This is a genomic window from Microbispora rosea, assembly GCF_044460045.1.
Lineage (GTDB): Bacteria > Actinomycetota > Actinomycetes > Streptosporangiales > Streptosporangiaceae > Microbispora > Microbispora rosea.
Map to the genome: position 1 here is coordinate 627182 of NZ_JBITJO010000001.1, position 22354 is coordinate 649535.

At 67.1% G+C, this 22354-nt stretch carries 19 protein-coding genes; 10 read left to right on the forward strand and 9 right to left on the reverse strand.

From position 1 onward, the window contains the following. The first annotated feature begins 1090 nt into the window (after positions 1-1090). On the forward strand, positions 1091-2761 hold the full coding sequence (locus ACIBK1_RS03015) for a hypothetical protein (RefSeq protein ID WP_396731871.1): 1671 nt from the start codon (positions 1091-1093) through the stop codon (positions 2759-2761). 513 nt (positions 2762-3274) lie between these two features. On the opposite strand, the gene ACIBK1_RS03020 is transcribed toward ACIBK1_RS03015, so the two are convergent. The 3 genes from ACIBK1_RS03020 to ACIBK1_RS03030 all read right to left on the reverse strand — a co-directional run bounded on the left by ACIBK1_RS03020 (position 3275) and on the right by ACIBK1_RS03030 (position 7218). Further along, positions 3275-3634, reverse strand: a complete 360-nt coding sequence (locus ACIBK1_RS03020; protein WP_396731874.1) for an Arc family DNA-binding protein — start codon at positions 3632-3634, stop codon at positions 3275-3277. 1086 nt (positions 3635-4720) lie between these two features. Then, complete coding sequence (locus tag ACIBK1_RS03025) at positions 4721-5248, reverse strand: nitroreductase/quinone reductase family protein (protein WP_396723496.1); 528 nt, start codon at positions 5246-5248, stop codon at positions 4721-4723. Positions 5249-5811: 563 nt separating this feature from the next. After that, positions 5812-7218 carry a glycosyltransferase gene (locus tag ACIBK1_RS03030; protein WP_396731876.1) on the reverse strand — a complete coding sequence of 469 codons (1407 nt, stop codon included), beginning with the start codon at positions 7216-7218 and terminating at the stop codon, positions 5812-5814. Here ACIBK1_RS03030 and ACIBK1_RS03035 point away from each other — a divergent pair. Further along, positions 7121-7729 carry a TetR/AcrR family transcriptional regulator gene (locus ACIBK1_RS03035; RefSeq protein WP_197042934.1) on the forward strand — a complete coding sequence of 203 codons (609 nt, stop codon included), beginning with the start codon at positions 7121-7123 and terminating at the stop codon, positions 7727-7729. The two genes, ACIBK1_RS03030 and ACIBK1_RS03035, sit on opposite strands and share 98 nt — an antisense overlap. Positions 7730-8016: 287 nt before the next feature. Here the strand turns inward: ACIBK1_RS03035 and ACIBK1_RS03040 are convergent, their stop codons facing one another. Then, a complete protein-coding gene (locus ACIBK1_RS03040) occupies positions 8017-8952 on the reverse strand; it encodes an LLM class F420-dependent oxidoreductase (protein ID WP_396731878.1) in 936 nt (311 codons plus the stop codon). A 277-nt stretch (positions 8953-9229) separates the two neighbouring features. On the opposite strand from ACIBK1_RS03040, the gene ACIBK1_RS03045 reads away from it, so the two are divergent. Beyond that, the gene (locus ACIBK1_RS03045; RefSeq protein ID WP_396731880.1) at positions 9230-9817 is read left to right on the forward strand and encodes a TetR/AcrR family transcriptional regulator; all 588 of its coding nucleotides are present in this window, start codon (positions 9230-9232) and stop codon (positions 9815-9817) included. 180 nt (positions 9818-9997) lie between these two features. On the opposite strand, the gene ACIBK1_RS03050 is transcribed toward ACIBK1_RS03045, so the two are convergent. Then, positions 9998-10678, reverse strand: a complete 681-nt coding sequence (locus ACIBK1_RS03050; RefSeq protein WP_396731882.1) for a FadR/GntR family transcriptional regulator — start codon at positions 10676-10678, stop codon at positions 9998-10000. 42 nt (positions 10679-10720) lie between these two features. On the opposite strand from ACIBK1_RS03050, the gene ACIBK1_RS03055 reads away from it, so the two are divergent. Continuing rightward, on the forward strand, positions 10721-11974 hold the full coding sequence (locus ACIBK1_RS03055; RefSeq protein WP_051762690.1) for an MFS transporter: 1254 nt from the start codon (positions 10721-10723) through the stop codon (positions 11972-11974). 352 nt (positions 11975-12326) lie between these two features. Next, entirely contained in the window at positions 12327-13148 is an 822-nt protein-coding gene (locus ACIBK1_RS03060) for a DUF3626 domain-containing protein (RefSeq protein ID WP_396731885.1), read from the forward strand. A gap of 26 nt (positions 13149-13174) precedes the next feature. Here the strand turns inward: ACIBK1_RS03060 and ACIBK1_RS03065 are convergent, their stop codons facing one another. Next, entirely contained in the window at positions 13175-14473 is a 1299-nt protein-coding gene (locus tag ACIBK1_RS03065) for a ricin-type beta-trefoil lectin domain protein (RefSeq protein WP_396731887.1), read from the reverse strand. Positions 14474-14912: 439 nt separating this feature from the next. Next, a complete protein-coding gene (locus ACIBK1_RS03070) occupies positions 14913-15905 on the reverse strand; it encodes a PaaX family transcriptional regulator (protein WP_396731889.1) in 993 nt (330 codons plus the stop codon). 561 nt (positions 15906-16466) lie between these two features. On the opposite strand from ACIBK1_RS03070, the gene ACIBK1_RS03075 reads away from it, so the two are divergent. From ACIBK1_RS03075 to ACIBK1_RS03085, 3 genes are all read left to right on the forward strand, one after another. After that, a complete protein-coding gene (locus tag ACIBK1_RS03075; RefSeq protein ID WP_357312328.1) occupies positions 16467-17744 on the forward strand; it encodes an ABC transporter substrate-binding protein in 1278 nt (425 codons plus the stop codon). A 66-nt stretch (positions 17745-17810) separates the two neighbouring features. Beyond that, a complete protein-coding gene (locus ACIBK1_RS03080) occupies positions 17811-18767 on the forward strand; it encodes a carbohydrate ABC transporter permease (protein ID WP_051762769.1) in 957 nt (318 codons plus the stop codon). A gap of 10 nt (positions 18768-18777) precedes the next feature. Then, entirely contained in the window at positions 18778-19623 is an 846-nt protein-coding gene (locus ACIBK1_RS03085; RefSeq protein ID WP_030512161.1) for a carbohydrate ABC transporter permease, read from the forward strand. Between the two features lie 73 nt (positions 19624-19696). On the opposite strand, the gene ACIBK1_RS03090 is transcribed toward ACIBK1_RS03085, so the two are convergent. Continuing rightward, positions 19697-20263, reverse strand: a complete 567-nt coding sequence (locus ACIBK1_RS03090) for a hypothetical protein (RefSeq protein WP_396731892.1) — start codon at positions 20261-20263, stop codon at positions 19697-19699. A 121-nt stretch (positions 20264-20384) separates the two neighbouring features. Between ACIBK1_RS03090 and ACIBK1_RS03095 the strand changes: the two genes are divergently transcribed. Further along, entirely contained in the window at positions 20385-21455 is a 1071-nt protein-coding gene (locus ACIBK1_RS03095; RefSeq protein WP_396731894.1) for a sensor histidine kinase, read from the forward strand. Continuing rightward, a complete protein-coding gene (locus tag ACIBK1_RS03100) occupies positions 21452-22120 on the forward strand; it encodes a response regulator (protein WP_396731896.1) in 669 nt (222 codons plus the stop codon). Before ACIBK1_RS03095 ends, ACIBK1_RS03100 begins: the two co-directional genes overlap by 4 nt. Here ACIBK1_RS03100 and ACIBK1_RS03105 read toward each other — a convergent pair. Continuing rightward, positions 22095-22283 (reverse strand): hypothetical protein, encoded by a 189-nt coding sequence (locus ACIBK1_RS03105; RefSeq protein ID WP_030512157.1) that lies wholly within the window; start codon positions 22281-22283, stop codon positions 22095-22097. The genes ACIBK1_RS03100 and ACIBK1_RS03105 overlap by 26 nt on opposite strands. Between the last annotated feature and the right edge of the window lie 71 nt (positions 22284-22354).

Genomic DNA, 22354 nt, shown 5'->3' on the forward strand with positions numbered 1-22354 from the left:
CTCGCGCGCGGCCGGCTTCAGGCCGGCCCAAGGCGCGAGAACGCATCCTGACTCCTGAAACTGGCTTCCTGGCGGCGATGAAGGCCCTACCTGCCTGAGTTGAAGCCAACCCCCGTCAGGCCGTACCTATCGGCCCTGGCCGGACGAACGCGGCTCCTCCGCTCGGCGTCGGGCTCCAACACGTGATGGGATGTAGGGCGCGGTCGGCGGCCTGACGCCTGACCGACCCACCCTAGGCATACCGGGAGAGACGTTGGCGGACAGCTCTGGATACGCGACTCTTCGAATGTGCTTGCGCCCTCCGCGGGTCGCAGTGATCTTCGAGGGTGGCGAGCACTGGCACTATTGGGCGCGACTGGCCCTGCATGCCTGTACGAAGCTCTGGGGCGGTGAGGGGTTCATTCTCATCCCGCACACTCGGGGTCAGGTGCACCCGCAGATGCTGGCAGCGGCCCGAGCGTACGACCCCGACTACGTCGTTGCCCTGGACCCGACCGCGCGCACAATTGAACGGGCAACACCTGGCTCACTCAATCTCTCAGATTCTGAGGGTAAGCAGTTGGAGGGAGTTTCTCGCGACCAGTTTATCGAACAGTTGGGAGACAGCCCTATATCATCAGCAACCGCTCACCAGGCGCGGAAGCAAGTAGCCGAGGTCTGTTCCTCCCATCGACGTCGCCAAGAGCATGACACAGAGGAATGGGACGAGCACGTAATTTCGCTGGCCATCAACGGCAATGTCGCGCACCTCACAAAGGCAGATGACATCCCGGGCAACTCCGTGAATGCCTGCCTCAGCGCTCCACCCGAGTGGGGTGGCCCACTCGGTGTTGCGGTTGCCGCTCTCTGCGGGGCGGTTGAGGAACCGCGTCCTGGTACGGAGCCTCGTCTGGGCGAGCGTGAGTTTCGGAACTTAGTTTCCTGGTTGGTTGACCCTGCCAACGGTCTTGGTGCGCCGCCCTCTGACATCGTGTGGCATCCCGGTGCAGCGTCCAGTCTCGACCCGGCCACTGTGGTCACCGCTTTTCAGAGGACGGTGCAGGGCCTCACGCTGATCGGCCGGGGGCTCAGATCACGGCGTCGTACCGTGGTGTCCGTTGGCGACGCGGCAGACGATTTCGCCCTTGCCTATGCGTACCAGCGTCTCTACGGGAGCGGGATCTGGCTACCCACCACATGGCTCCCGAAGAACACGGCGGATTCACTCGTACACCTCGCTATTCGAATGGCGATATCTGATCGTGTCCTGAAGGGCGAAAGCGTTACCGTCACCACCACCTCGGTCGATGACTTCGCGCTCGACACGAGCGTGGCAGATTTGCGGCAGCCCGACGTGTGGCTTGAAGGAGAAGAAGAGCGCACAGTTCGGCAGTACGAGGAGCAGGTGACACGGGGCGTCGTTGAGTGGCCTGTAGATTCGGTCCAATTCCTAGCTGTTGCCGACCAGTTCAACCAGGACTACGCCATTCCCATCGCCCGCAGCGATACTGACGATATCGAGATGGTCGTTCCTTGTCCGCCCCCGGTCATCAATCATCGAGCTCTCGTGGCGTGCACGACACTCCACTGGCAGGTGGACATCGAGCTGATAGAGGCGATCATGCCTCGCGGTCGGGGACTTGACGGTCATGTCCTACTCCCTGAAGGAGAGGATCCCTACCTGACATGGATTCGCAGCGGACGTGACGGCATCACGTACGAATCGGAGCGCTATAACTTCATCGCGGCAGGTACACCGCCTGTGTCCCGCCTAGCACGGCCCCGTTTTCGGGTACCCGGCCTGGCCACCTGGGCCGATCTTAGAGCCAGGCAAGACGGCAGGCGTATGGCCTTCTCAGCAGCCGGACGGCGGGTCGAAGTGATGCGGCATCTCTGGCAGAACCGCAACGCCCTAGCCGCACAGTTCGCCGGCCCCATGCTGCCGGTCCTGCGAACATATCGACCCACCAGTAAGAAGGCCGACCTCAACTTTGAGGAAACTGATGGAGTTATTCTCCCCACAGGAGCTGGTGAGAATCTCTGGGAAGGATACCTAACCTTCTCCGGGATCCTCAGGTATGGGAAGGCGGAAGATAAGCAGGTAACTGCTTTCCGTAGTCAGGTAGACGAAATGTTGGCACTAGGCATTCTCCGGCGAGGCCTCATCATCGGCTGTGCGCAGTGCGGCAAGCCAGCATTTGTCCCGATAGACGATCTGGGGCAGGTCAACCGCTGCCCTAGATGCTCGGCACCCAGTAACCTGTCTCAGCCCCGCTGGAAGAAGCCGGAAACTGAACCCTACTGGTATTACGATCTGCACCCAACCGTTCGCGAGCATCTCAGCCAGGACGGCGACATCCCCCTTCTCCTTTCGCACTACCTCCGCACCAGAAGCCGTAGCTACACCGATGTAGCCGAACTGGAACTGATTGGCCCCGATGCTGTGCCGCTCGCAGAGGCGGATTTGCTCGCGGTGAGCGATGGGCAGCTAGTTACCGCAGAAGCGAAACGACCCGGTTCCCTAGGAGATGGCCGAAGGCTCCTGCAAACGGTCGCAAAACGAGCTCTGCTTGCCGAACAGTTGAATGCTGATCAAATCCTGATCGCGACTGCTGCCTCCGCATGGGAACAGGCTAGCATTGATGCTCTCTGCAAGGAGGTCAGGAATCGCCCGTGGTCCATCCCTGCCCCTCGCGTACGCCTCGTCTGCGGATTGGGTACGGAGGAAGTAATTGACCTCCACGTCAATACCGAGACGGGAGAGGCTTCGCCATGGCCATAAGGTGGCTGTCCGGCGTTCATACTAACCAGTGGACTTTAGCTATTCATAATCCGATGGCCCTTCATCCTCCTCGCTGATCGAGTGTCCAGGGCGTGACCGCCGAGTCAAGGGCGCCTGCGGCGTCGCTTCGCGATCAGCTTCGCTGACCCTTGACACGGCGGTCCCGTCCTGGGAGTCGGCAGCTACGAGGAGGACGGGGGCGGACCAGGAGACGGGCCGCGCTAGCCCCCTGTCTGGGCAGGTCGGATCGCGTGATCGCCGTGCCATTAACGTGCCATTAAGGGCGGTCAACAGGGGGTGCTCACGGTCACTCGCGGACTGTCTCTCGCCCAGGTGGGGGCTGTTTCCCCTGGTGATCAGGCCGATTTGCAAGCAGGAAGTCAGGGGTTCGAATCCCCCTAGGGTCCACCAACTCAAAAGACCAGGCCAGGGGCCAGTTTCCCCACCTGGGCTTTGATCGTTATTCGGTTGTCGAGTTCTTGGCCACTTGGTGCTGTCGCCCGTCGCGCGTGCTCATCCCGCTCTGAGAAATTGCTCAAAGGCTTCCCGTGCCAGCGCGGAGACACTCTTGCCCTCTTGCTCGGCGCGGGCCCTCGCGCGTTCACGCAACTCCTCGGGGAGTCTGAAGGAGACCCTTGGGGAATGTGTGCTCTCGCCTGTGAGAGATGGACGTCCGGGGCGACTGGTAGGCACGGGTACGCGGCCTTCGTCGATCGCGCGGTGGACGTCGCCGATTGCGTCCCGTACGTACTCGTCCGTGATCAGGTTGCCTTTGGCGTCGTAGATCTCTTCGGAGTCGCTGTCGATATCGAAATCGTGGTCCAGGGCCAGTTCGATGTCTTCGGGTGGCCAGGCTGCCTCGTGCTCAGTCATGGCGTCCTTCTCCGTAGCGCGGTCGGCATCACGTGGATGATCACCAGAGCTTTGTCGGTGAGGATGCCGATCACCTCCAGCTCTGTGCCCCGATCGTCGGGGCCGATCCAGACCCATCGATCCTCCAACGTCGGGTCTCTAGCCAGCACGATCACTGGGGGCCCAGATCGGACAACATGCAGGGCATGCGCCTGCCCGATGCGGTGCCTCCTCGCCGACCGGTAGAAGCGCAACTTCTTCAGGCCCATATTATGTCGGACACAACCCCTGTAGGTAGGGGTTCCGGTCTACAGCGAGCCGACCATCGAGACGGCGGTTGCGTCCTGAGCGTCGGCAGCCACGAAGAGGATGGGATGGACCAGGGGGCGCCCGTGCCCGCCGGCAGGTCGCGAGCCTGATTGTCGGGCCATTAGCGGGCCGTGAAGGGCGGTCAACAGGGGGTACTCACGGTCACTCGCCGACTGTTTGAAGCGCAGATCGGGGCCGTTGTCCCTGGTGATCAGGCCGATTTGCAAGCAGGAAGTCAGGGGCTCGAATCCCCTAGGCTCCACTCGATATTGGCGGTACAGCCCGACCGAGAGGTGCTTCGGTCGGGCTGTTCTGCTGTCCGCGCCCGCCCGCCCGCCCGCGCTGCGCGGCGAGAGCGGTCGCGATTGGCGGTCCCCCAGAGTGCGGTATGAGGCAGGCGGGCGTGGGGATGCCCCAGCCGACCAGGGTGTCTGGGATCGATCCGTTGACCTGCAGGTCGTCCGCGGACCGGCACGCCGTCAGCTTTGCGGTCACGGTACGGCTGACGCCGTACAGCCGGCCAGGGGCGGTGAGGGTGGTGGCGGTGCCGGAGGCGAGGCGGGAGTCGAGGGCCGGCGGCGACCGTGACCGAGGCTCACGGTCGCCGCCGGATGGTGCTCGGCGTCGAGGGTCTTGCCGAACTGCGGGGCCGGCCTGCCGCCGGAGGTCAGAGCCCGCAGGTTGATGCGCAGGTCGGCCGAGGTGGCCCGGCCGTCGGCGCCATCTTGATGGCCGCCGTGGTCCCGCGCTTGTGGCGGGATCCCTGCGGCGTGTGCGTGGAGGGCGAAAGCGTACGTGTCATGTCCTGCTCTCCTCCTGGTTGCCACGGCGGATCGGTACGACCGCGGGCCCTACGTGGAAGACGGGGTAGCGCGCCGCGATCGCCTCGAACTCGGCCAGCGGCGCGTGCGGGTCGAGAGGCATGTGCGGCCGGGCACCGGGGACCTTCTGCAGATACCGCTTGAGGATCGGTGCACGCTGCCCGACCGGTATCTCGACCAGGCGGCAGTTCCGGGTGCGTCCGTGCCGGATCTTCACCAGGCCGTCGGCTGCCCGTACGTTGCGGACCCAGTTGCAGTTCTCGCCCAACATCGGCACCAGGTACCACTCGCCACGCCAATCGGCCATGCCCAGCGGGAACCGAACAATACGCCCGGTGCGGCGACCGACGACCTCGAGCGTCACCCAGCGCCGGGGCGCCAGGCCGAGACCGAGCATCACCGCCCACAGGCGCGCGAGGCGGCGGGCCGTGGCGTTGGCGCGTCCACCCCGGTACATCGCTCGAACGCGGTCCTCGGACCAGGGCCAGCTTCCCAGCTTTGCCATCGCGTCCTCCTTTGGCTCACGCGCGGGCAGTTGCGGCTGTCTTCCTGATTCAAGGATTGGCGATGCGAAAACTTGAGACATAGAGTCTGAAATCCCTTAAGAAGCCGCAATGGGCCAATCTCCACACACTCCGACCGGGCTGCCCGTCGTGACCGCTGCCTGTCCGACCGGAGACGCGGGACCGGATGCTGCGGGTCGCCATCACGAGGATCAACCGCACTGGACTGACCGTGAGCCTGGATCACATAGCTTCGAGGTGTAAGAGGCCGAGCCATCGGAGCGATGCCGACTTCGCCAGGGAGGCCAAGAGCTGGCCCGAGCGCATTACCTGGGCAGACTTGGGCGCGGTGCCACCTCTTGGCGCCGATGCACGACTTGGGCGGCGCGAGCACCACTTCTCCGCCATCCAGGTCGATGAGATGTTCCCGCACGCGGATCGTACGTGCGTTGATGTCGATGTCCGAGCGCCGCAGCGCGATGCCCGGTTGAGCGAGTTGCCGTACCTACGGTGGTACCGATCCGGAGCGCCGTTTCTGCTGGTCAGCCAAATTTGCTGATGCTCTTCATCCTGGTCGGAGGCCGGGCCCGCGGGTGACTCGGAGCCGGTTCACCGCCTCGATGACGGGCGCCGCGCCGTCCTCTGCCGAGACCCGGACCGACAGGGCCTGGGCGCGCTGGCGGTAGGCCGGGTCGGTTACGGCGCTGGTGAGCGCGGCGGCCAGCCGTGCGGGCGTCAGGCGGCGAAACGGGATCGCGGCCGGAGCCACGCCGAGTGCCGTCAACCTGGACGCCCAGAACGGCTGGTCGTTCATCACCGGCACGGCCACGGCGGGCACGCCCGCCCGGACCCCGGCCCCGGTGGTGCCGCTGCCGCAGTGGTGGGCGACGGCGGCCATACGAGGAAAAAGCCAGTCGTGCGGTACGTCGCCGACCGCCAGTACGTCGTCGGAGATGTGTCCCCGCAGGCCCGTCTGCAGCACGCCTCGCAGCCCGGCCCGCCGCAGCGCCTGCACGGCCAGATCCGTGTACTGCTCGGCCCGCGTGCCCGCCAGGCTGCCGAAGCCGACGAAGACCGGGGTGGGCCCCGACGCGAGGAAGTCGCGCAGCACCGGATCCGGCCGCCAGTCCCGCGGCTGGAGCGGCCACCAGTAACCCGTGATCTCCAGCCCGGGCCGCCAGTCGGCCGGGCGTGGCAGCACCAGCGGGCTGACCCCGTGGAAGACCGGCCAGTGTGTGCTCTCCCGGCGCCGGTAGAGGTCGCGCGGGGTCATCGGGGGCAGCCCCAGCCGGGCCCGCATCTTCGTGCTCATCCCGGCGATCAGCGGGCCGGCGGCGGGCACCTCGAACGCGAGCCGGGCCGCCCTGCGGTTCCCCCACCGCCCGAGCGACCCCTGGAACAGGCTCATGACCGGCGGGAATTCACCCGTGGGGTCTATCGGCTGCAGGTGCACGCCCATGCTCGGCACGCCCATCGCCTCGGCGACGTGAGAGCCCTGCGCGCCCGCCACGCCCAGCAGGAGCAGGTCCGCCTCCTGCTGCTCGGCGATCCGAGTCAGCCCGTCCATGAGCTGCTCGCTGTACTCCTTGAACGCGCCGATGGAGATGCGGCCGGTCAGTGCGGAGAGCGGATCTCCGGGAAGCGGCAGATGCTCCAGGCCCGCGTCAGTCACTGGTTCCGCGTACGGCTCGTGGGCGGCGATGGCCACCTCATGCCCGGCCTCGCGTAAGCGCACCCCCAACCCCGCGTACGGTGCCACGTCCCCCCGCGTACCGACTCCTATGATCAGAACCCGCATCCACGTCACCACCTGTCTCGTTTTGTCATGCAGTCGCATGGTAAAACGGGGCAGTAAGCTTTTACCATGCACTCGCATGAGAAAGTGGTGGGCCGTGCCGAAGATCGTCGACCATGACGACCGGCGACGGCACATCGCCGAGGCCGTGCACCGCATCATCCACGACAGGGGCATGGAGAGCGTCAGCCTGAGGGAGGTCGCCGCCGAGGCCGGAATGTCCATGGGCGCGGTGCAGTACTACGTCGCGACGAAGAACCAGATGCTGCTGCTGGCACTGGAACACATCGGGATGTGGATCGGCAACCGGGTGGCAGCCGTGGCCGCGCGCCAGTCCACGCCGCTCGACCTGCTGCGAGACACCGTGCTGGAGCTGTTGCCGCTGGACGACGAGCGCGGCTACCTGAACCGCGTCGGACTGGCGTTCCAGGCGAGCTCGGTGGTGGACGACCATCAGGCGGTGGCGATGCGAATGGGGTACTCGCACCTGCTGTCCTTCTTCGCCGAGCAGATCAGGGCCGCCCAGGCCGCCGGGCAGCTCGCCGCCCATCTGGATGCCGCCAAGGAGGCGAGCATCCTGTACGCCTTCGCGCAGGGCATCGTGAACGCCACCTTGGTCGGGCACTACACGCCCAAGGAGGTCGCGGCGTTGCTCGACTACCACCTGGCGCGGCTCCGCGTGGGGTGACGGCCGTAGCGGGAATCCTCGGCCGGCCCACGCCGTAGCCGACCAATAAGCGTGCGGGATATGCGCGAGACGATCTACGCCGTGGGGGTAATTGTTCGCCCTCGTTGAAATCGCCTCTGCTGTGTGCGCGATCGTAGGGGTCGTAGAGATCGTCGTTGCCGTGTCGGTCCATGTCCGTACTTCCGGTCATCGAGACGCGGCGTACCTCGGGACATGGCGGCGAACTCCGCTCGTGAGACGCTCGGAGATGCTCACCCCAGTGGAGAGGGCGGCATTGGCAACATCGGTTATGAGAGCGCGGTCCGCTCGCGGATCTCCACCGCCGTCTCAAGCATCTGCGGAGTGCTGCTGAACCAGTCCTGCAGATTCAGATCCACGATGAGTTCGTGTGCGCCCGCCTCTGCGGCCGTGTGGATGTCATCCATGATCTGGTCGAGAGTGCCGACGAACGGCGATCGGTCAGGTCCTGCCGGACGGTCGGTGAAGGTGACGTTTCCCACCACGACCATCTCCATTCGGCTTGCGTCCCGGCCGTACTCGGAAGCCATTTCCCGGATACGGTCCCAGCTTGCGTGCAGTTCTGCGGCTCCTTCCGGGCCCGGCCTGGTCAGGAACGACAGCCAGCCGTCTGCGCGCTCGGCGATGCGCTGCAGGGCCCTGGCGCTGCCACCGCCGCCCAGCAACACGGGGATTCTCGAAACGGGCTTGGGCAGGACCGAGGCGTTGTCGATGACTACGCGAGGACCTCGATAGGACACCGGGTCGGGCCCCCACACGGCGTCGAAGACGTCCAGCGTCTCGTCGAGGAAGCGGCCGCGATCTGCTCGAGTGGTGCCGGTAGCCCGAAACTCGTCGCTGGACCAGCCGGCGCCCATACCCGCGATAAGGCGGCCGCCGCTGATCTGATCGATCGTGGCCAACGCCTTCGCCAGCTGGACGGGTGTGTGGAGTGCAGCGATCAGAAGAGAAGTACCGAGGCGCACCTGTTCGGTCGCCACCGCCGCTGCCGTGAGGACTGCCAGGGGGTCGGCGGCCTGCCGCTGGGTTTCCGGCCATGGCACGTCCGGCGGGGCATATGGTTCCGCGGGCGTCTCCGGGAAGAGCAGCCGTTCGTACGTCCACAAACTGGCATACCCGGCCGCTTCGGCTGTTCTGGCCGCTTCGACCAGGTCGTGTTGTAGGTCGACTCCCAATCTCTGGGGCAGACGCAGTCCGAGTTTCACCTGAACCTCCGCTGTGACCATGATCGCTGTGGCCGCTGCAAGGGAAGTACATCGACCAGATTCATGCCGTGCTCACGCAGCCTGGCCTCCGCCGTGACCCTCTGCCCGTCGAAGACCGGCCGTGCTTGGACCCCACTACCGAGCCTCGTGGCCAGCCGGGTCGTCGTCACCTTGGCGGGCTGGTGACCGGATCGAACGGACCTGTTCGTTCGATACCTGACCGTAGAGACGCCCAGGCGTGTTTGTCAAACAGATCTGTTCGTTCGATACTGCTGGCATGGAGAAGAAGCCGGGTACGGTGCGTGAACGGCTGCTCGAGACCGCCGACCGGCTGTTCTATGCCGAGGGAATCCACGCCGTGGGCATCGACCGGGTGATCGCCGAAAGCAGCGTCGCCAAGTCGAGCATGTACGTGCACTTCCGGACCAAGGAAGACCTGGTGGCGGAGTATCTGCGTCGCCGCAGCGACGTCATGCGCGCGCGTGTGACGCGGGAGGTGGAGGCGCGGGCCCAGGAGCCGGCTGAGGAGCGGATCCTGTCCGTCTTCGATGTTCTCGACGAGGTGATTTCGGAGCCTGGCTTCCGGGGGTGCGCGTTCGCCAACGCTGCAGCCGAATACCCTCACCACGCGGACGTCCAGAAAGCCGTCGCGTACGACCGCACCTGGCTGCCGGCCCTGTTCTCCCGTCTCCTCGGTCCCCTTCCCGCGGACAACGACGACGAGCTGGTGGCTGCGCTGGTGCAGGTGTACGACGGCGCCAACGCGGCCGCGCACCTCGACCACTCGAAAACGAGCGCGCGGACCGCCCGGAAGACCGCCGAACTCCTCCTAGCCACCCGGAAGGCCGGCCGCCCCGTCGCCTGATGCACGTACGGCTTGACCTCCAACCCCTCGAACTCGGCCGGCGCCGGCGGCACATCCTCACCGCCTTCTGCGCGGCTTGAGCGAGGGGGCGGCGTCTGCTGCCGCGGTCACCGGCCAGTCCGCTACGAGAACTGTCCGGGGGAGAGACGCCTCGTCCGAGCGGGGAGGCGATCGCGTGGTTCAGCCCATGAAGGGCTTGAAGATGGAGACCACCTTTGTGACAGCACGGTCGGCGTCCCCGTCCGCGATCGCCTCGACCAGCTCGTGATGGTGGCGGTGTGCCGCGTCCTCGTCTTCGCTCTTCTCGTCGCGCATGTGGGCGGCGAAGATGTCGAGCATGCTGGAGTACAGCTTGACGTAGAGAGGGTTGTGCGTCGCTGCCACGATCGCGTGGTGCAGGGCGAGGTCCGCGCTCGCTCGCAGGTCGGGATCGTCGGCCGACCAGCTCGCTTCCCGACGGTCGCGCAGCTCGCGCAGCAGTTCGACGTCGGCATCCGAGCGGTTCAGCGCGGCCAGTGCTGCCGCAGCGCTGTCAAGAGCAAGGCGTAGTTCCAGGTAGTGGCGACGGGTGCCACCGGCGAGCTGACGTTCAAGAGTGCCTGTCAGCTCGGAGCTGGAGATGACGAAGGTGCCGCGGCCCTGCTCGCGGCGCAGCAGACCTGCGTGCACCAGCGACTGCACCGCCTCGCGCACCGTGTTCCGGCCGATCCCGAACTCCGACACCAGTGCGGCCTCGGTCGGTATCCGTTCACCGACCGGCCAGCGTCCAGAGGCCACCTCCTCGCGGAAGCGCTCGGCAGCCTGATCGATGAGTCCCACTCGACGCATCGGCTGTCGCGTGGCAGACTCTTCCTGAGTCATCCCATAATCCCATCATCTGCTGACCTTCTATCGGAGTATAACGTGACATCGCTCTCCTCACCGGTCGTTCCGTTACAGCGTGGGCGCCTGACCTTGTGGGCCTGGCTCGCCATCGCCCTGACGGCGCTCAACCTGCGAACGGCCGTGACCGGGTTCACTCCGCTCCTGGAGATCATCGGAGCCGATCTCGGCTTCGGGGTGACGCTGTCCGGCCTGCTCGGCACCGTGCCGGCGGTGTCCTTCGGCATCTTCGGGTTTCTCGCCCCAGCGGTGACGAGGAAGTTCGGACTCGAGCGCACGGCCACTGTGGCGCTGGGACTCACGGCTCTGTCGCTCCTGATGCGCGCCTTCTCTCCGATGCCCGTGTTGCTGGTCCTTTCGACCGTGCTGGCGCTGGCCGGAATCGGAGCCGCGAACGTTGTGGTCGTTCCGTTGGTGAAGGCCTGGTTCGCCGATCGACTGGCCCTGGGGACCTCGCTTTACCTGATCCTCATGCAGGCGGGCCAGTTCATCGCCCCGCTCCTCGCGGTCCCGGTAGCAGAGGCGGCGACGTGGCGGTTCTCGGTAGGTATGTGGGCGGGACCCGCTGCTGTGGCCGCTGTGGTCTGGCTCGTCCTGGCAGTGAGGCTGCCCGCCGATCACCACGTGCCCGCGGCCGTGACGGCGACCGATGCGAGGCCGAGGATCAGCCGATCATCAACCGTCTGGGGCCTGGTGATCCTCTTTGCGATGATCTCGCTGTCCAACTACGGGATCATCACCTGGGTCCCGGCAGTGCTCACCGACGCAGGAGGCAGTGCGACCCTGGGCGGCTCCATGGTCGCGCTTTACTCGGCATGGGGCATGCTCGCGGCCTTGGTGGTTCCGCACTTGGCGACGCGCATGACGAACCCGTTCATCGTGGTCGTCGGGTGCGCGATCTTCCTGGTAGCGGGATACCTGGGCCTGCTCCTGTCGCCGCTCGACGGCACATTGATGTGGATGTGCGCGCTGGGAATCGGAGTGAGCACCTTCCCGCTCTGCATGACCCTCATCAACCGCCGAACCAAGAGCCCGCAGACGGCCTCCGCCGTGTCGGGATTCGTGCAAGGCATCGGCTATGGGCTGGCGTGCTTGGGCCCGATCGGTCTGGGCCTTCTGCACGAGGCGACCGGATCATGGTCGATCCCGCTCCTGGTGCTCGCCGCGAGCGCCATCCCCGGGATGATCGCCGGCTGGTTCGCTTGCCGTCCTCGCTTCGTGGAGGACGCTGCGCCACAGCCGACGAAGCGCGAGGCTGACCAGCTGCCGCGATAAGGGTCATGCATCGTGCGAGTTGCACGATTTCATCGGCGGGCATCGCCTGATCGTGCTCGGCAGAGATAAGACACAACGGCTGGGCTCCACGCGTTCACAGGCCACCTCCCATGATCCGGAGGTGGCCTTTGTGGTCTCGTACGGCACCGAAACACGGCAACCGCTATGAATCCGGTCGCAGTGGGGGAGAGACGGCCGGGCCGAAGCCCGAAGCCTATTCGGGGTGCGACGACAGATCACGCTCAGGCAGACTGCGCGGATGAGCGCGCCCACGCCTGCATCGCCGCGAGAGCAAGCCCTTCGCCATGTCGAGGCCCGGTCGTCAGGGGATCCGCTCGACCCTCGGTCGCGTGTGACCCTCAACTTCCACCCCGACCGCTCGGCCGGCGGCCGGCAGATCCTGCTCCGGCTGGCCGACGACGGCGTCTATCTGTCGCAGTTCGTCACCGGAACAAGCAACGGGGGACTCACTGCTCACCCCGGCGGCGACCGGTGGCGCTGGGAAAGCAGGATCTTCGGTGGAGCGTACGACCACGCACCTGCAGAGGAGCGCCCCGTCTACGGCGCGCTGAACTTCCGACGCAGGTCCATCGGCGCCGCGCCACGGTTCGGCTCCGCCCACTTCAGACTGACGGCCGAGACTCTTCGCCGAGCCACATTCTGCTACCCAGACAGCTTTTTCGAGCCTTCGGCGTTCGGTGTCGCGTCCCGGATGGCGCTGATCGAGCTGGCCGAGGCTGACGACCCGGACCTCCTGGACGACTACATCGAGGCTCAGGTGCACGGGCCGGTCAGGCTCGACCGGGACGTGGAGGCCCTGGTCCTCGATCCCAGCTATCGCGGCACGGCTGTGGAGGCCGCGGCCCGCCGGCTTCCATGCCCGGTGGAATGGCATTCCGGATTCCGCCTCACGATCGAGCATCTGCGGCGCCACCCGAACTACCGGGGACAGGAGTACGTAGCGCTCGGCGCCGAGATCGCGGTCGACGGCCTGCTCGATCCGCGGATCATCGGAGACGCTGCCCGCACCGGGCGTTACGACGTGCAGGCACTGAAGAAGGTCTGGCACTGCGTGGCGCGCTTCGGCTCGTCTCTGTCCCCGGCTGGTGAGATTCCAGACCCCCACCGGCCCGCGGGGCGAGGGGCGGCCTGCGTGGCCTGCGGTGCCGGGTGATGTGCACCGCAGGCCACAGGTGCGGGCTAGCTGTTCCAGGCCCACTTCTGGTTGGCGCCGCCGTGGCAGGCATACAGCTGGATCTTGGTGCCGTTGCCGGTGCCCTGCCCGGTGGCGTCCAGGCACAGCCCGGACTGGACGCCCTGGATGGAGCCGTCGGTGTTGACACGCCACTTCTGGTTGTCGCCGCCCCAGCAGCTGTAGATCTGCACCTTGGCGCCGTTGCCGGTGCCGGCCGCGTCCAGGCACTTGTTGCCGTACACGCGGATCTCGCCCGCTGAGGTGGAGGACCAGGTCTGGTTGGTCTGGCCGTTGCAGTCCCACAGCTGCACCTGGGTGCCGTCGGCGGTGCTCGCACCGGGGACGTCCAGGCAGCGGCCGGAGGCCACGCCCTTGACCGGCCCGCTACCGCCACCGGGGGTCGGAGTCACGGTCGGGCTGGGGGTCGGGCTGCCGCCGGGTGACGGGGAGGGGCTGCCGTCGCCGAGCGTGAGGTTCTTCTGCTGGACCTGCCATTGGGTGTTGCACAGGCCGCAGTTGGAGCCGACGAAGTTGGCGCCGGCCGTCGTGTCGCCCTTCAGCCGCCACTTGAGGTACAGCACCGCCACGCGGCCGAACTCGCCGCCGTTGGTCTGCGTGTAGGTGCCACCGTGCCCGACGTTCAGGTTGCCCATGAACGCGGGCAGCCCCGCCGGCAACTTGCCCCAGTCGTCCATGGCGTTGGGGTAGGCGATGTCACTGGGACCGCCGATGAAGTAGGCGATCGGCTTCGTCAGCCGGCGGAGCTGGTAGTCGTCGGAGTCGTTCAGCAATCCGCTGCTGAAGATGGTGGTCGTGGTGACACGTGAGTCGTTCGAAACGGCGTAGGCCTCCAGCCCGCCGCAGGACCAGCCTCCTACGGCGACCTTGCCGGTGTCGATCCTGCCGTTGTATTTGCTGCCCTGGCGGCTGTTCTCCGCGACTGCCCAGTCGATGGACTGGGTGAGCATCTGGGACGTCGTCGATCCGGAGCCGTTCGGGCTGCCGCTGGCGATGACCAGGAACCCGTGCGAGGCGATCTCGCGGAGGAAGGGCAACTGCCCCGTTCCGTCGGCGGAGCAGCCTCCGTTGCCCCACACGAAAATGGGGAGTTTTTCGGACGGGAGGGTGTTGGGCCGATAGATGGTGTGGTTGGGCAGGCTGGTGGAGGTCTCGTAATCAGCCGGGTAAGGGCCCGAGCCGCCGACCGCCGCGGCGGCCGGCGTCGTGGTCAGCGCCACTATTCCGGCGCAGACCGGGGCGACCGCGGCCACCACTAATGCGCTGATGATCGAGCGTTTTCTCATTTCGCCCTCCGACAGTGTCACGACGGCGCTTCGCGCCCGAATCTGGAGATTGATGTGGCGAACAATCGACTGCGCGTTGCGCCCGTGCCAGGCGAAACGAGCCGATGAGAGCAGCGTGCAGTTACTATCACTGCGGTAATAAAAAGTGTCAAGCAACGGCATTCGGTCAGTCGGCCGGTACGCGTACGGACCGGTGACGCTCCTGCTTCATCCGGATCCGGGCGTGGGCCGCCCGGCCATCGGGAGGGCGCAACCGGTCCTGCCCGGCGCCGGGCGGACGGACCGGCGCCGAGGATTTCGCGGCAGGTCACGATGCCCGGCCGGTCTGACGCTCCGGCGGGCCCTTGCCGGTGGCGGGTCAGTCGAGAAGCCACGCGCGGCAGCGGGCACGAAACGCGCCCCGGCGTACGGGCAGCCGCTCGGGTGCGTGAAAGTTTCTTCAGCCGCCCCCGCCGACGGGGGTCGCAACGGGGTCCTCCGATGCCTGGAAGTGGGTGATCCATGACGCGGCGTCCGGCCAGTACGGCGTCGCGACCTCGATGAGCCGAGCCTCGGCGAGCGAGCCCAGCGCGGAATGGATCTCCAGCATGAGTTCCCTGGCGGCCTGGCGGGGCCATGGCGCCGGCAGGAGGTGCTCGGGGAGGTTCGGGTCGATGTCCGGGAACTTCCGCCAGGAGTCCATGACGGAGGTCCGCACCACCAGCGCCCGGGTCGCGTCGATCTCCCCGTGGAGGACGGCCGCCCGCAGGTCCGAGTACTGCGCGAGGAAAGCCTCGTAGGCCGAGGCGAGGCCGGCCAGGTCGTAGGCGGCGGCCGGACCGTGCGGGCCGGTCTCCTCGGCGAACCGCGTGTTCATCACCGACCATCGAGCGCCGTCGACGTCGTCGAGGATGTCACGCAGCGCCTGGGTCACCGGGCCTGAGTCGGATCCAGGCCGGATCCACACGCTGTCGTACAGCCGCGCGAAACCCAGCGCCCCCAGAGCCTTGCGGACCGCGTGCCGTGGGGCCTGACCGGATTGTGCCTGCCTGGACCGCGCCTGACCGGATTGTGCCTGCCCTGACTGGGGGATCGAGAAGGAGACCGTCACCCAGTCGCCGGTCCATCGCGGCGGGCGTGCGCCGAAGCTCAGGAAGTGATCCATCCGTACGCGATGCCTGGCGATCGCCTGAGGCGTGAGGTGGTAGACGGGCGGCCGTCCTGATCCCCGTACGGCGATCAGCCCTCGCTTGGTCAGCCGGGACAGCGCGGCCCGCGCGCTGGGCTCGCTGATGCCGAACTCCCTGAGCATCGCGACCACCGCCATCGAGGGAAGGCTCGCGTCGGCGGAGTCGAGGTACTCACCGAGCAAGGTCGTCAGCAGGTGCTGCGGGTTGGGGCCGGCCTGGGCCCGTGGGGCTCCGACATCGTCGCGAGGTACGTGGACACTCACGTCATCAGCTTGCCTCACGACGACGCCCACGCCGCACGGGTACGCGATCGCGCGGCGGTTCTGTCACCCCCTGAGGGCGATCGCCGAGCCGCCGGGGCTCATGCCCTATAAGGGCGCGTTCCCCGATCCGGGTGGGGTGCCGGGCAGGCCGCCTCGGCCGTGCAGGTGGAGGGGGCGCGGTGTGTTCCAGGGGCGCATGTGGTCCAGGGGAACCCCCGCGGGCGCCGTCCGAAACATAAAACTACCGGCCCGATTGTTTCAGACACTTCACCGGGAAAATATTGACGCTCAGGTGAACGGAGACCTAGTGTCCTGGAGCAATGATCCACGTGACATTCCGAAAGTTTCGTGCTCAAGGGTGATGTCAGAAGGCTCTGTAAACGAAAGACCAGGTCGGCATGGCGGTGCTGAACCTGTCGGGCACGTGCGAACCGAAGCCTGAAGCGGCACGGCGCCGTCGCCGTCCTACACGCGTAGGAGGCGTCCGCTGAGCGCAGCGCATCCTCCCGGTGCCGGACCGCACATCACGTCCCTGACCACACCGAGCGAAAAGAGGTCGCCGTGAAGTTACGCAACGTCTCAGCGGTCGTGTTCGCCGCTACCGCGGCCCTCAGCATGGCAGCGTGCTCAGGCTCGTCGTCCGGGACTTCCTCCGGCGGGTCCGACGGCAAGTCGTTCGAGTTCTGGTCGTTCACCGGGATCGACGCGAAGGGGTCCGCCGCCGAGTACAAGGCGAAGAGGCCGGACATCCAGATCAAGCTGACCGAGGTGGGGAACGCGCAGGAGACGGCGCAGGCGCTCACGACGGCGCTGGCCGGCGGCAAGGTGCCCGATCTGGTGCTGATCCAGGGCGACGACCTGCCCAAGTTCGTCCAGCAGCCGCAGAACTTCGTCGACCTGCGCACGATGGGCGCCGACAAGATCAAGGGTGACTACCTCGACTGGGTGATCAGCCAGCCCACGGCCAAGGACGGTTCGATCATCGGCATCCCGACCGACGTCGGCGGCATGGCCATCGCCTACCGCGCCGACCTGTTCAAGAAGGCCGGGCTGCCGACGGACCGCGAGGAGGTCAGCAAGCTCTGGCCCACCTGGGACGCCTTCATTGAGACCGGCAAGAAGTACACGGCGGCCACCGGCAAGGCGTTCGTCGACAACGCCGGCGGGAGCATCTACTCGCAGGTGGTCAACCAGGGGCAGGAGAAGTACTACGACCCCGCGGGCAATCTGGTGTACGAACGGAGCCCCCAGGTCAAGTCCGCCTTCGACCTGGCGCTCAAGGCCGTGGCCGCCGGGATCACCGCCAAGCAGAGCACCTTCACCGAGGGCTGGAGCGCCGCGATGAAGAAGGGGGACTTCGCCGTCATCGCCGCACCGGTCTGGATGCTCGGCTCCATCCGCGACAACGCCCCCGACACCAAGGGCAATTGGGACATCGCCACGATCCCCGGCGGCTCGGGCAACTGGGGCGGCAGCTTCCTCGCCATCCCCAAGGGCGCCAAGAACCCGAAGGCCGCCTGGGACTACATCGCCGCCACCCAGTCGCCGCAGGGCCAGCTCGACCACTTCTCGAAGGCCAGGTCGCTGCCCGCGACCCCGTCGGTCTACAAGGACCCGAAGCTCACCTCCGCCAAGGACGAGTTCTTCTCCGGCGCGCCGATCGGCACGATCTACACCGACTCTCTGCTTGGCCTGAAGCCGTTCCTCATCGGGCCCGACAGCACCACGATCGGTATTGAGTTCACGAACGCCATCGCCAACGTCGAGCAGGGCAAGGGTGATCCCGCGAAGGCGTGGGACGCGGCGGTGACCAACATCAAGAACGCGATCGGCGGCTAGGTAACGTGCGCCGCCGGCACGGGCCGTCCCCACGGCCCGTGCGGGCGGCGGGGAAGTGAGCAGACCGTGACGACGAGCATCAGCGCCACCAAGGCGGGCCTGCCCCCAGCCCCGCCGGCGGAGGCGGCGCGGCGCGGTTTCACCGAGATCATCGCCCCCTACGCCTACATCACCCCGTTCTTCGTGATCTTCGCGGTGTTCGGCCTCATCCCGTTGCTGTTCACCTTTTATGTGGCGCTGTTCGACTGGAACCCGATCGGCGAGCACGTGTTCGTCGGCCTGGACAACTTCAGCCGGCTGGTCGGGGACGTGCGGTTCTGGAACGCGGCGCGCAACACCGTGAGCATCTGGCTGCTGTCCACCGTGCCTCAGTTGCTGATCGCGCTGGTGCTGGCGCACCTGCTCAACCACGTACGGCTGCGCCTCGCTCTGTTCTTCCGCATGACGATGCTCGTGCCGTACATCACCTCGGTGGCCGCCACCGCCATCGTGTTCGTCCAGATGTTCGACCGCGACTACGGGCTGCTGAACTGGCTTCTCGGCCTGGTGGGTTTCGAGCACATCGACTTCACCCAGTCGGTGATCGGCAGCCATGTGCTGATCGCCGTCATGGTGACCTGGCGGTGGTTCGGCTACACGACGCTGCTCTACCTGGCCTCACTGCAGGCGGTTCCCCGAGCGATCTACGAGGCGGCCGCCGTCGACGGAGCCGGAGGTGTGCGGCAGTTCCTGCACATCTCCCTCCCCTCGTTACGGCCGGTCATCGTGTTCACGATCGTGACCTCGACGATCGGCGGGCTGCAGATCTTCACCGAGGCCCTGCTCATGAACCGTGGCGCGGCCAACACCTGCGGACCGGTCCGCCAGTGTCAGACGCTCACGCTCTTCCTGTTCGAGCAGGGGTTCATCCAGTTCAAGTTCGGTTACGCCGCGGCGGTCGGGGTGGCGTTGTTCGTGATGGTCGTCGTGCTCGCCGGCCTCAACTACTTCCTGTCCACCCGGATCCGCCCGGTCAAGGGCTAAGGGGGCGATCATGAAGACTACGAGGAGACGGCGCTCCGGCGAGCGTGTCCGATGGTGGACCTACGCGCTGCTCGCGCTCGCCGTCTTCGCCTGCCTGTTCCCCCTGTACTGGATGTTCATCGTCGCCACCACCGACACCGCGACGGCGACGAATCTGCCGCCCGAGATCGTGCCGGGCGACAACTTCTTCTACCTCGCCGGCCTGGTGTTCTCGACCGTGCCGTTCGTCCGGTCGATCGTCAACAGCCTGATCGTGGCCGGGACGATCGGCGTGGGCCAGGCGGTGCTGTGCGCGCTGGCGGGCTTCGCGTTCGCCAAACTGCGCTTCCGTGGCCGCGACGCGCTGTTCCTGCTCGTCGTCCTGACGATGACCGTGCCGACCCAGCTCGCCATCGTCCCCCAGTACATGATCACCTCGTGGCTGGGCTGGGTGGACACGCTCCAGGCGCTGATCGTCCCCGGGCTGGCCAACGCCTTCGGCATCTTCTGGATGCGCCAGCACATCTCGTCCGCGATCAGTGACGAGATCCTTCAGGCGGCCCGCATCGATGGGGCTTCGACCTGGCAGATCTTCTGGCGCGTCGCGTTCCCGCTGGTGCGTCCCGCCGCCTTCGTGCTCGGTCTGCTGGGCTTCGTCACCGCGTGGAACGACTTTCTGTGGCCGTTCGTGGTGCTGAAGTCGCCGGAGATGTACACCGTCCAGATCGCGATCAAGGCGTTGCAGAACAGCTTCAACATCGACCTCGGGCTCGCCATGTCCGGCTCCTTCCTCGCCACCCTCCCGCTGCTCGTCCTGTTCGTCTTCGTCGGGCGGCGCATGGTGTCCGGGATCATGAACGGCGCCTTCAAGGGCTGAGGCCGCCGCTCACGGGACCCCGGCGGCTACGGAGAGGACGTGGGCGGTCCACCGGTTCGTCGAACTTGTCGGCCTACCCGAAGGACTTTCTGGTGCGGCGCCGGTGGTAGTGCACGGTCAGCAGGGCCAGCAAGGGGCTCCACGTGGCCAGCGGCCAGTACATGACGTGGAAGATCACGGTCTGCCACCCGTGTGTGACCAGCCTCAGGGGTGCGTCGTCGATCGCCAGCCCGAGACCGATCCTCGTCATCGCGTACGGAAAGATCAATAGCGCGAGCGCGCCCAGACCGGCGGGGATGACCGCGGCCATGACCGGAACCCGGCGGCCGCCAAGAACCGGCACCCAGCGCGGCCACATCTCTCCCCACTCGCTGACCAGCCCGACGGCGAAGAAGGCCGCCGCCTCGCTCACCACGCTGAGCAGAAGGACGTACCACCATCCGCCGTCCAGCCCTTTGTGGCCGCCCGGCGGCATGGGGCCGAACTCCAGCAGCGGCACATGGAAGACGAACCCGGCGATACGCCACAGGCTGGAGGGCAGTACGACCAGCGGGATGGCGTAGGCGACCAGGACGGCCCAGCGCGGCACGCCGGCCGCGGTACCGCCATGGGCCTTCCTCAAGATGGTGCGAACGGTCATGAAAAGCTCTCTGATGGAACGTCGACGGGTGGACGCCTTCGAGGATCGCCCTTGTCCGGAGCGCGCTCATCACCCTCGCGAGGGAGGCCGAGCGTTGGCTGGTCGGCTAACGTCGATCGTCGTGAAGGGCCTCGTCGCTCGTGCCGTAAGGGCCGGGATCTACCAGCTGCTGGGGGCCGCGCTGCTGACTCCGGCGGCGGTGGTGCTGGGCCTGGTGATCCTGGCGGAGCAGACTCGGGGCCGCGTGTTCGTACTGTGGGCCGCCTGCCTGCCCGCTTCCATGCTGGTCGCCGCGGTGCCGTCGATGCGACGTCTTGAGGTGGCCGCGTTGGCCGAACTGCTCGGCGTCGATGTGCCTGAGAGGGCCGATCGGCTCTACCTGGTCGCCTTGACGAGCTTGCACCTGTACGGCGGCGCCACCCTGGGCGCGGGCGTCCTGCTGCTGTCTCCCGGGCTGGTCCGGCTGGGTGACGTCGCTCGCTGGCGCGTGGCTCCCGGCGAGCTGGCTGGGGTGTGCGTCCTCACGCTGGCAACGCTGGCCGCGATCGTCGGGGCCGGGCTCGGCCAGCGGTGGGTGGCGCGCCGGCTCCTGCAGGCCGAGCCCTCCCGCGTGATCGAGGAACTCGGCCGCCGCCAGAGCCTGGCCCTGGAGCTGCACGACTCGGTGGGCCACGCCCTCAGTGTCGTCCTGGTGCAGGGGATGGCCGCGCAGGCGGCGCTGCGGAAGGCGCGAGTGCCCGAGGCCGGCGAGTCGCTCGACCATCTGGTGAGCACCGCCCGGGACGCTCAGCAGGAGCTCGACGTGCTGCTGCGCGTGCTCGACGACGGCGACCCGGCCGAGGCGCCCACCCTGGACTCGCTCGCCACGCTGGTCCGCGGCCTCGATGTGCGGGCGAGTGTCGGCCGCCTCGACCGCGTCCCGGCTCCGACCTCGCGGGTGGCATTCGCGATCGTCAGGGAGGCGCTCACCAACGCGCTGCGTCACGGCCACGGGCCGATCACGATCGACGTGGCCACCGGCGCCGACCTGATCCTCACGGTGGAGAACAAGGTGGCCGGCGCCGCCCCGCGGCCTGACGGAGAAGGGCGTGGCCTGGCCGGCATGCGCCTGCGGGCCCGTCTGGCCGGCGGTAGGTGCACGAGAACGGAGGTGGACGGCACGTGGTGCATTCAGGCGACGCTGCCGCTGTGATCCGGGTCGTCCTGGCCGACGACGAGAGGCTGATCCGCACGGGGTGGACCACCATGCTGTCTTTTGAGGACGACATCGAGGTTGTGGGCGAGGCGGCCGACGGCCACGAGGCCGTCGAGGCCGGCATCGGTGCGGACGTCGTGCTCATGGACATCCGCATGCCCCGGATGGACGGTCTCGCCGCCAGCCGGGAGCTGGCCCGCCGCTCCCTCACGACCCGGGTCATCGTGGTCACCACGTTCGAGAACGACCAGCTGGTCTGGGGCGCGCTGCGCGCCGGCGCCGCCGGCTACGTGCTCAAGCGCGCGCCCGCGGACGAACTGGTGGACGCTGTCCGGCTGGTGCACTCTCGCGACGCGGTGCTCTTCCCCGACGCGCTGCGCCGCATCGCCGGGCCGCATCACGGCGCGTCGAGGCCGCGCGTGCCGGTCGGGCTGACCCCGCGCGAGCACGATGTGCTGCGGCACATCGCGCTCGGGCGAAACAACGCGGAGATCGCGGCGGCCCTCTACGTGAGCGTGGAGACGATCAAGACGCACGTCCGCCACGTGCTGGACAAGCTGGGTGCTCGCGACCGCACCCAGGCCGCGGTCCTCGCCTACGAATTCGGCCTGGTCTTCCCCGGCGCCGAGGGGCGCGTCATCGGAGCGGGCCCTTGTCCCTGAGGACGTAGCCGCCCCCGATGACCGGCGCGTCGGGGGCGGGGGCCATGCACCTGGTCAGCAGCGCTTCTCCCGGTGACGTCGCCCCGGACAGGCCGATCCGGCTGGGGCCCCTGCCCTTGGCGGCGACGTAGAAGCTCACACCCATGCGGACCTTGCGCGTCACCGGGTCCTCCCACGGGCCGCCCGGGTGGCCTGGACGAGCGTTCCCGTGACGGTCGCCGTGGGGCCGCCGGT

Coding starts and splice junctions, on each gene's coding strand:
- ACIBK1_RS03020 (WP_396731874.1), bottom strand. CDS start 3,634: ATGACTGAGCACGAGGCAGCCTGGCCACCCGAAGACATCGAACTGGCC.
- ACIBK1_RS03025 (WP_396723496.1), bottom strand. CDS start 5,248: ATGGCAAAGCTGGGAAGCTGGCCCTGGTCCGAGGACCGCGTTCGAGCG.
- ACIBK1_RS03035 (WP_197042934.1), top strand. CDS start 7,121: ATGAGAAAGTGGTGGGCCGTGCCGAAGATCGTCGACCATGACGACCGG.
- ACIBK1_RS03030 (WP_396731876.1), bottom strand. CDS start 7,218: ATGCCCCTGTCGTGGATGATGCGGTGCACGGCCTCGGCGATGTGCCGT.
- ACIBK1_RS03045 (WP_396731880.1), top strand. CDS start 9,230: ATGGAGAAGAAGCCGGGTACGGTGCGTGAACGGCTGCTCGAGACCGCC.
- ACIBK1_RS03050 (WP_396731882.1), bottom strand. CDS start 10,678: ATGACTCAGGAAGAGTCTGCCACGCGACAGCCGATGCGTCGAGTGGGA.
- ACIBK1_RS03065 (WP_396731887.1), bottom strand. CDS start 14,473: ATGAGAAAACGCTCGATCATCAGCGCATTAGTGGTGGCCGCGGTCGCC.
- ACIBK1_RS03085 (WP_030512161.1), top strand. CDS start 18,778: ATGAAGACTACGAGGAGACGGCGCTCCGGCGAGCGTGTCCGATGGTGG.
- ACIBK1_RS03090 (WP_396731892.1), bottom strand. CDS start 20,263: ATGACCGTTCGCACCATCTTGAGGAAGGCCCATGGCGGTACCGCGGCC.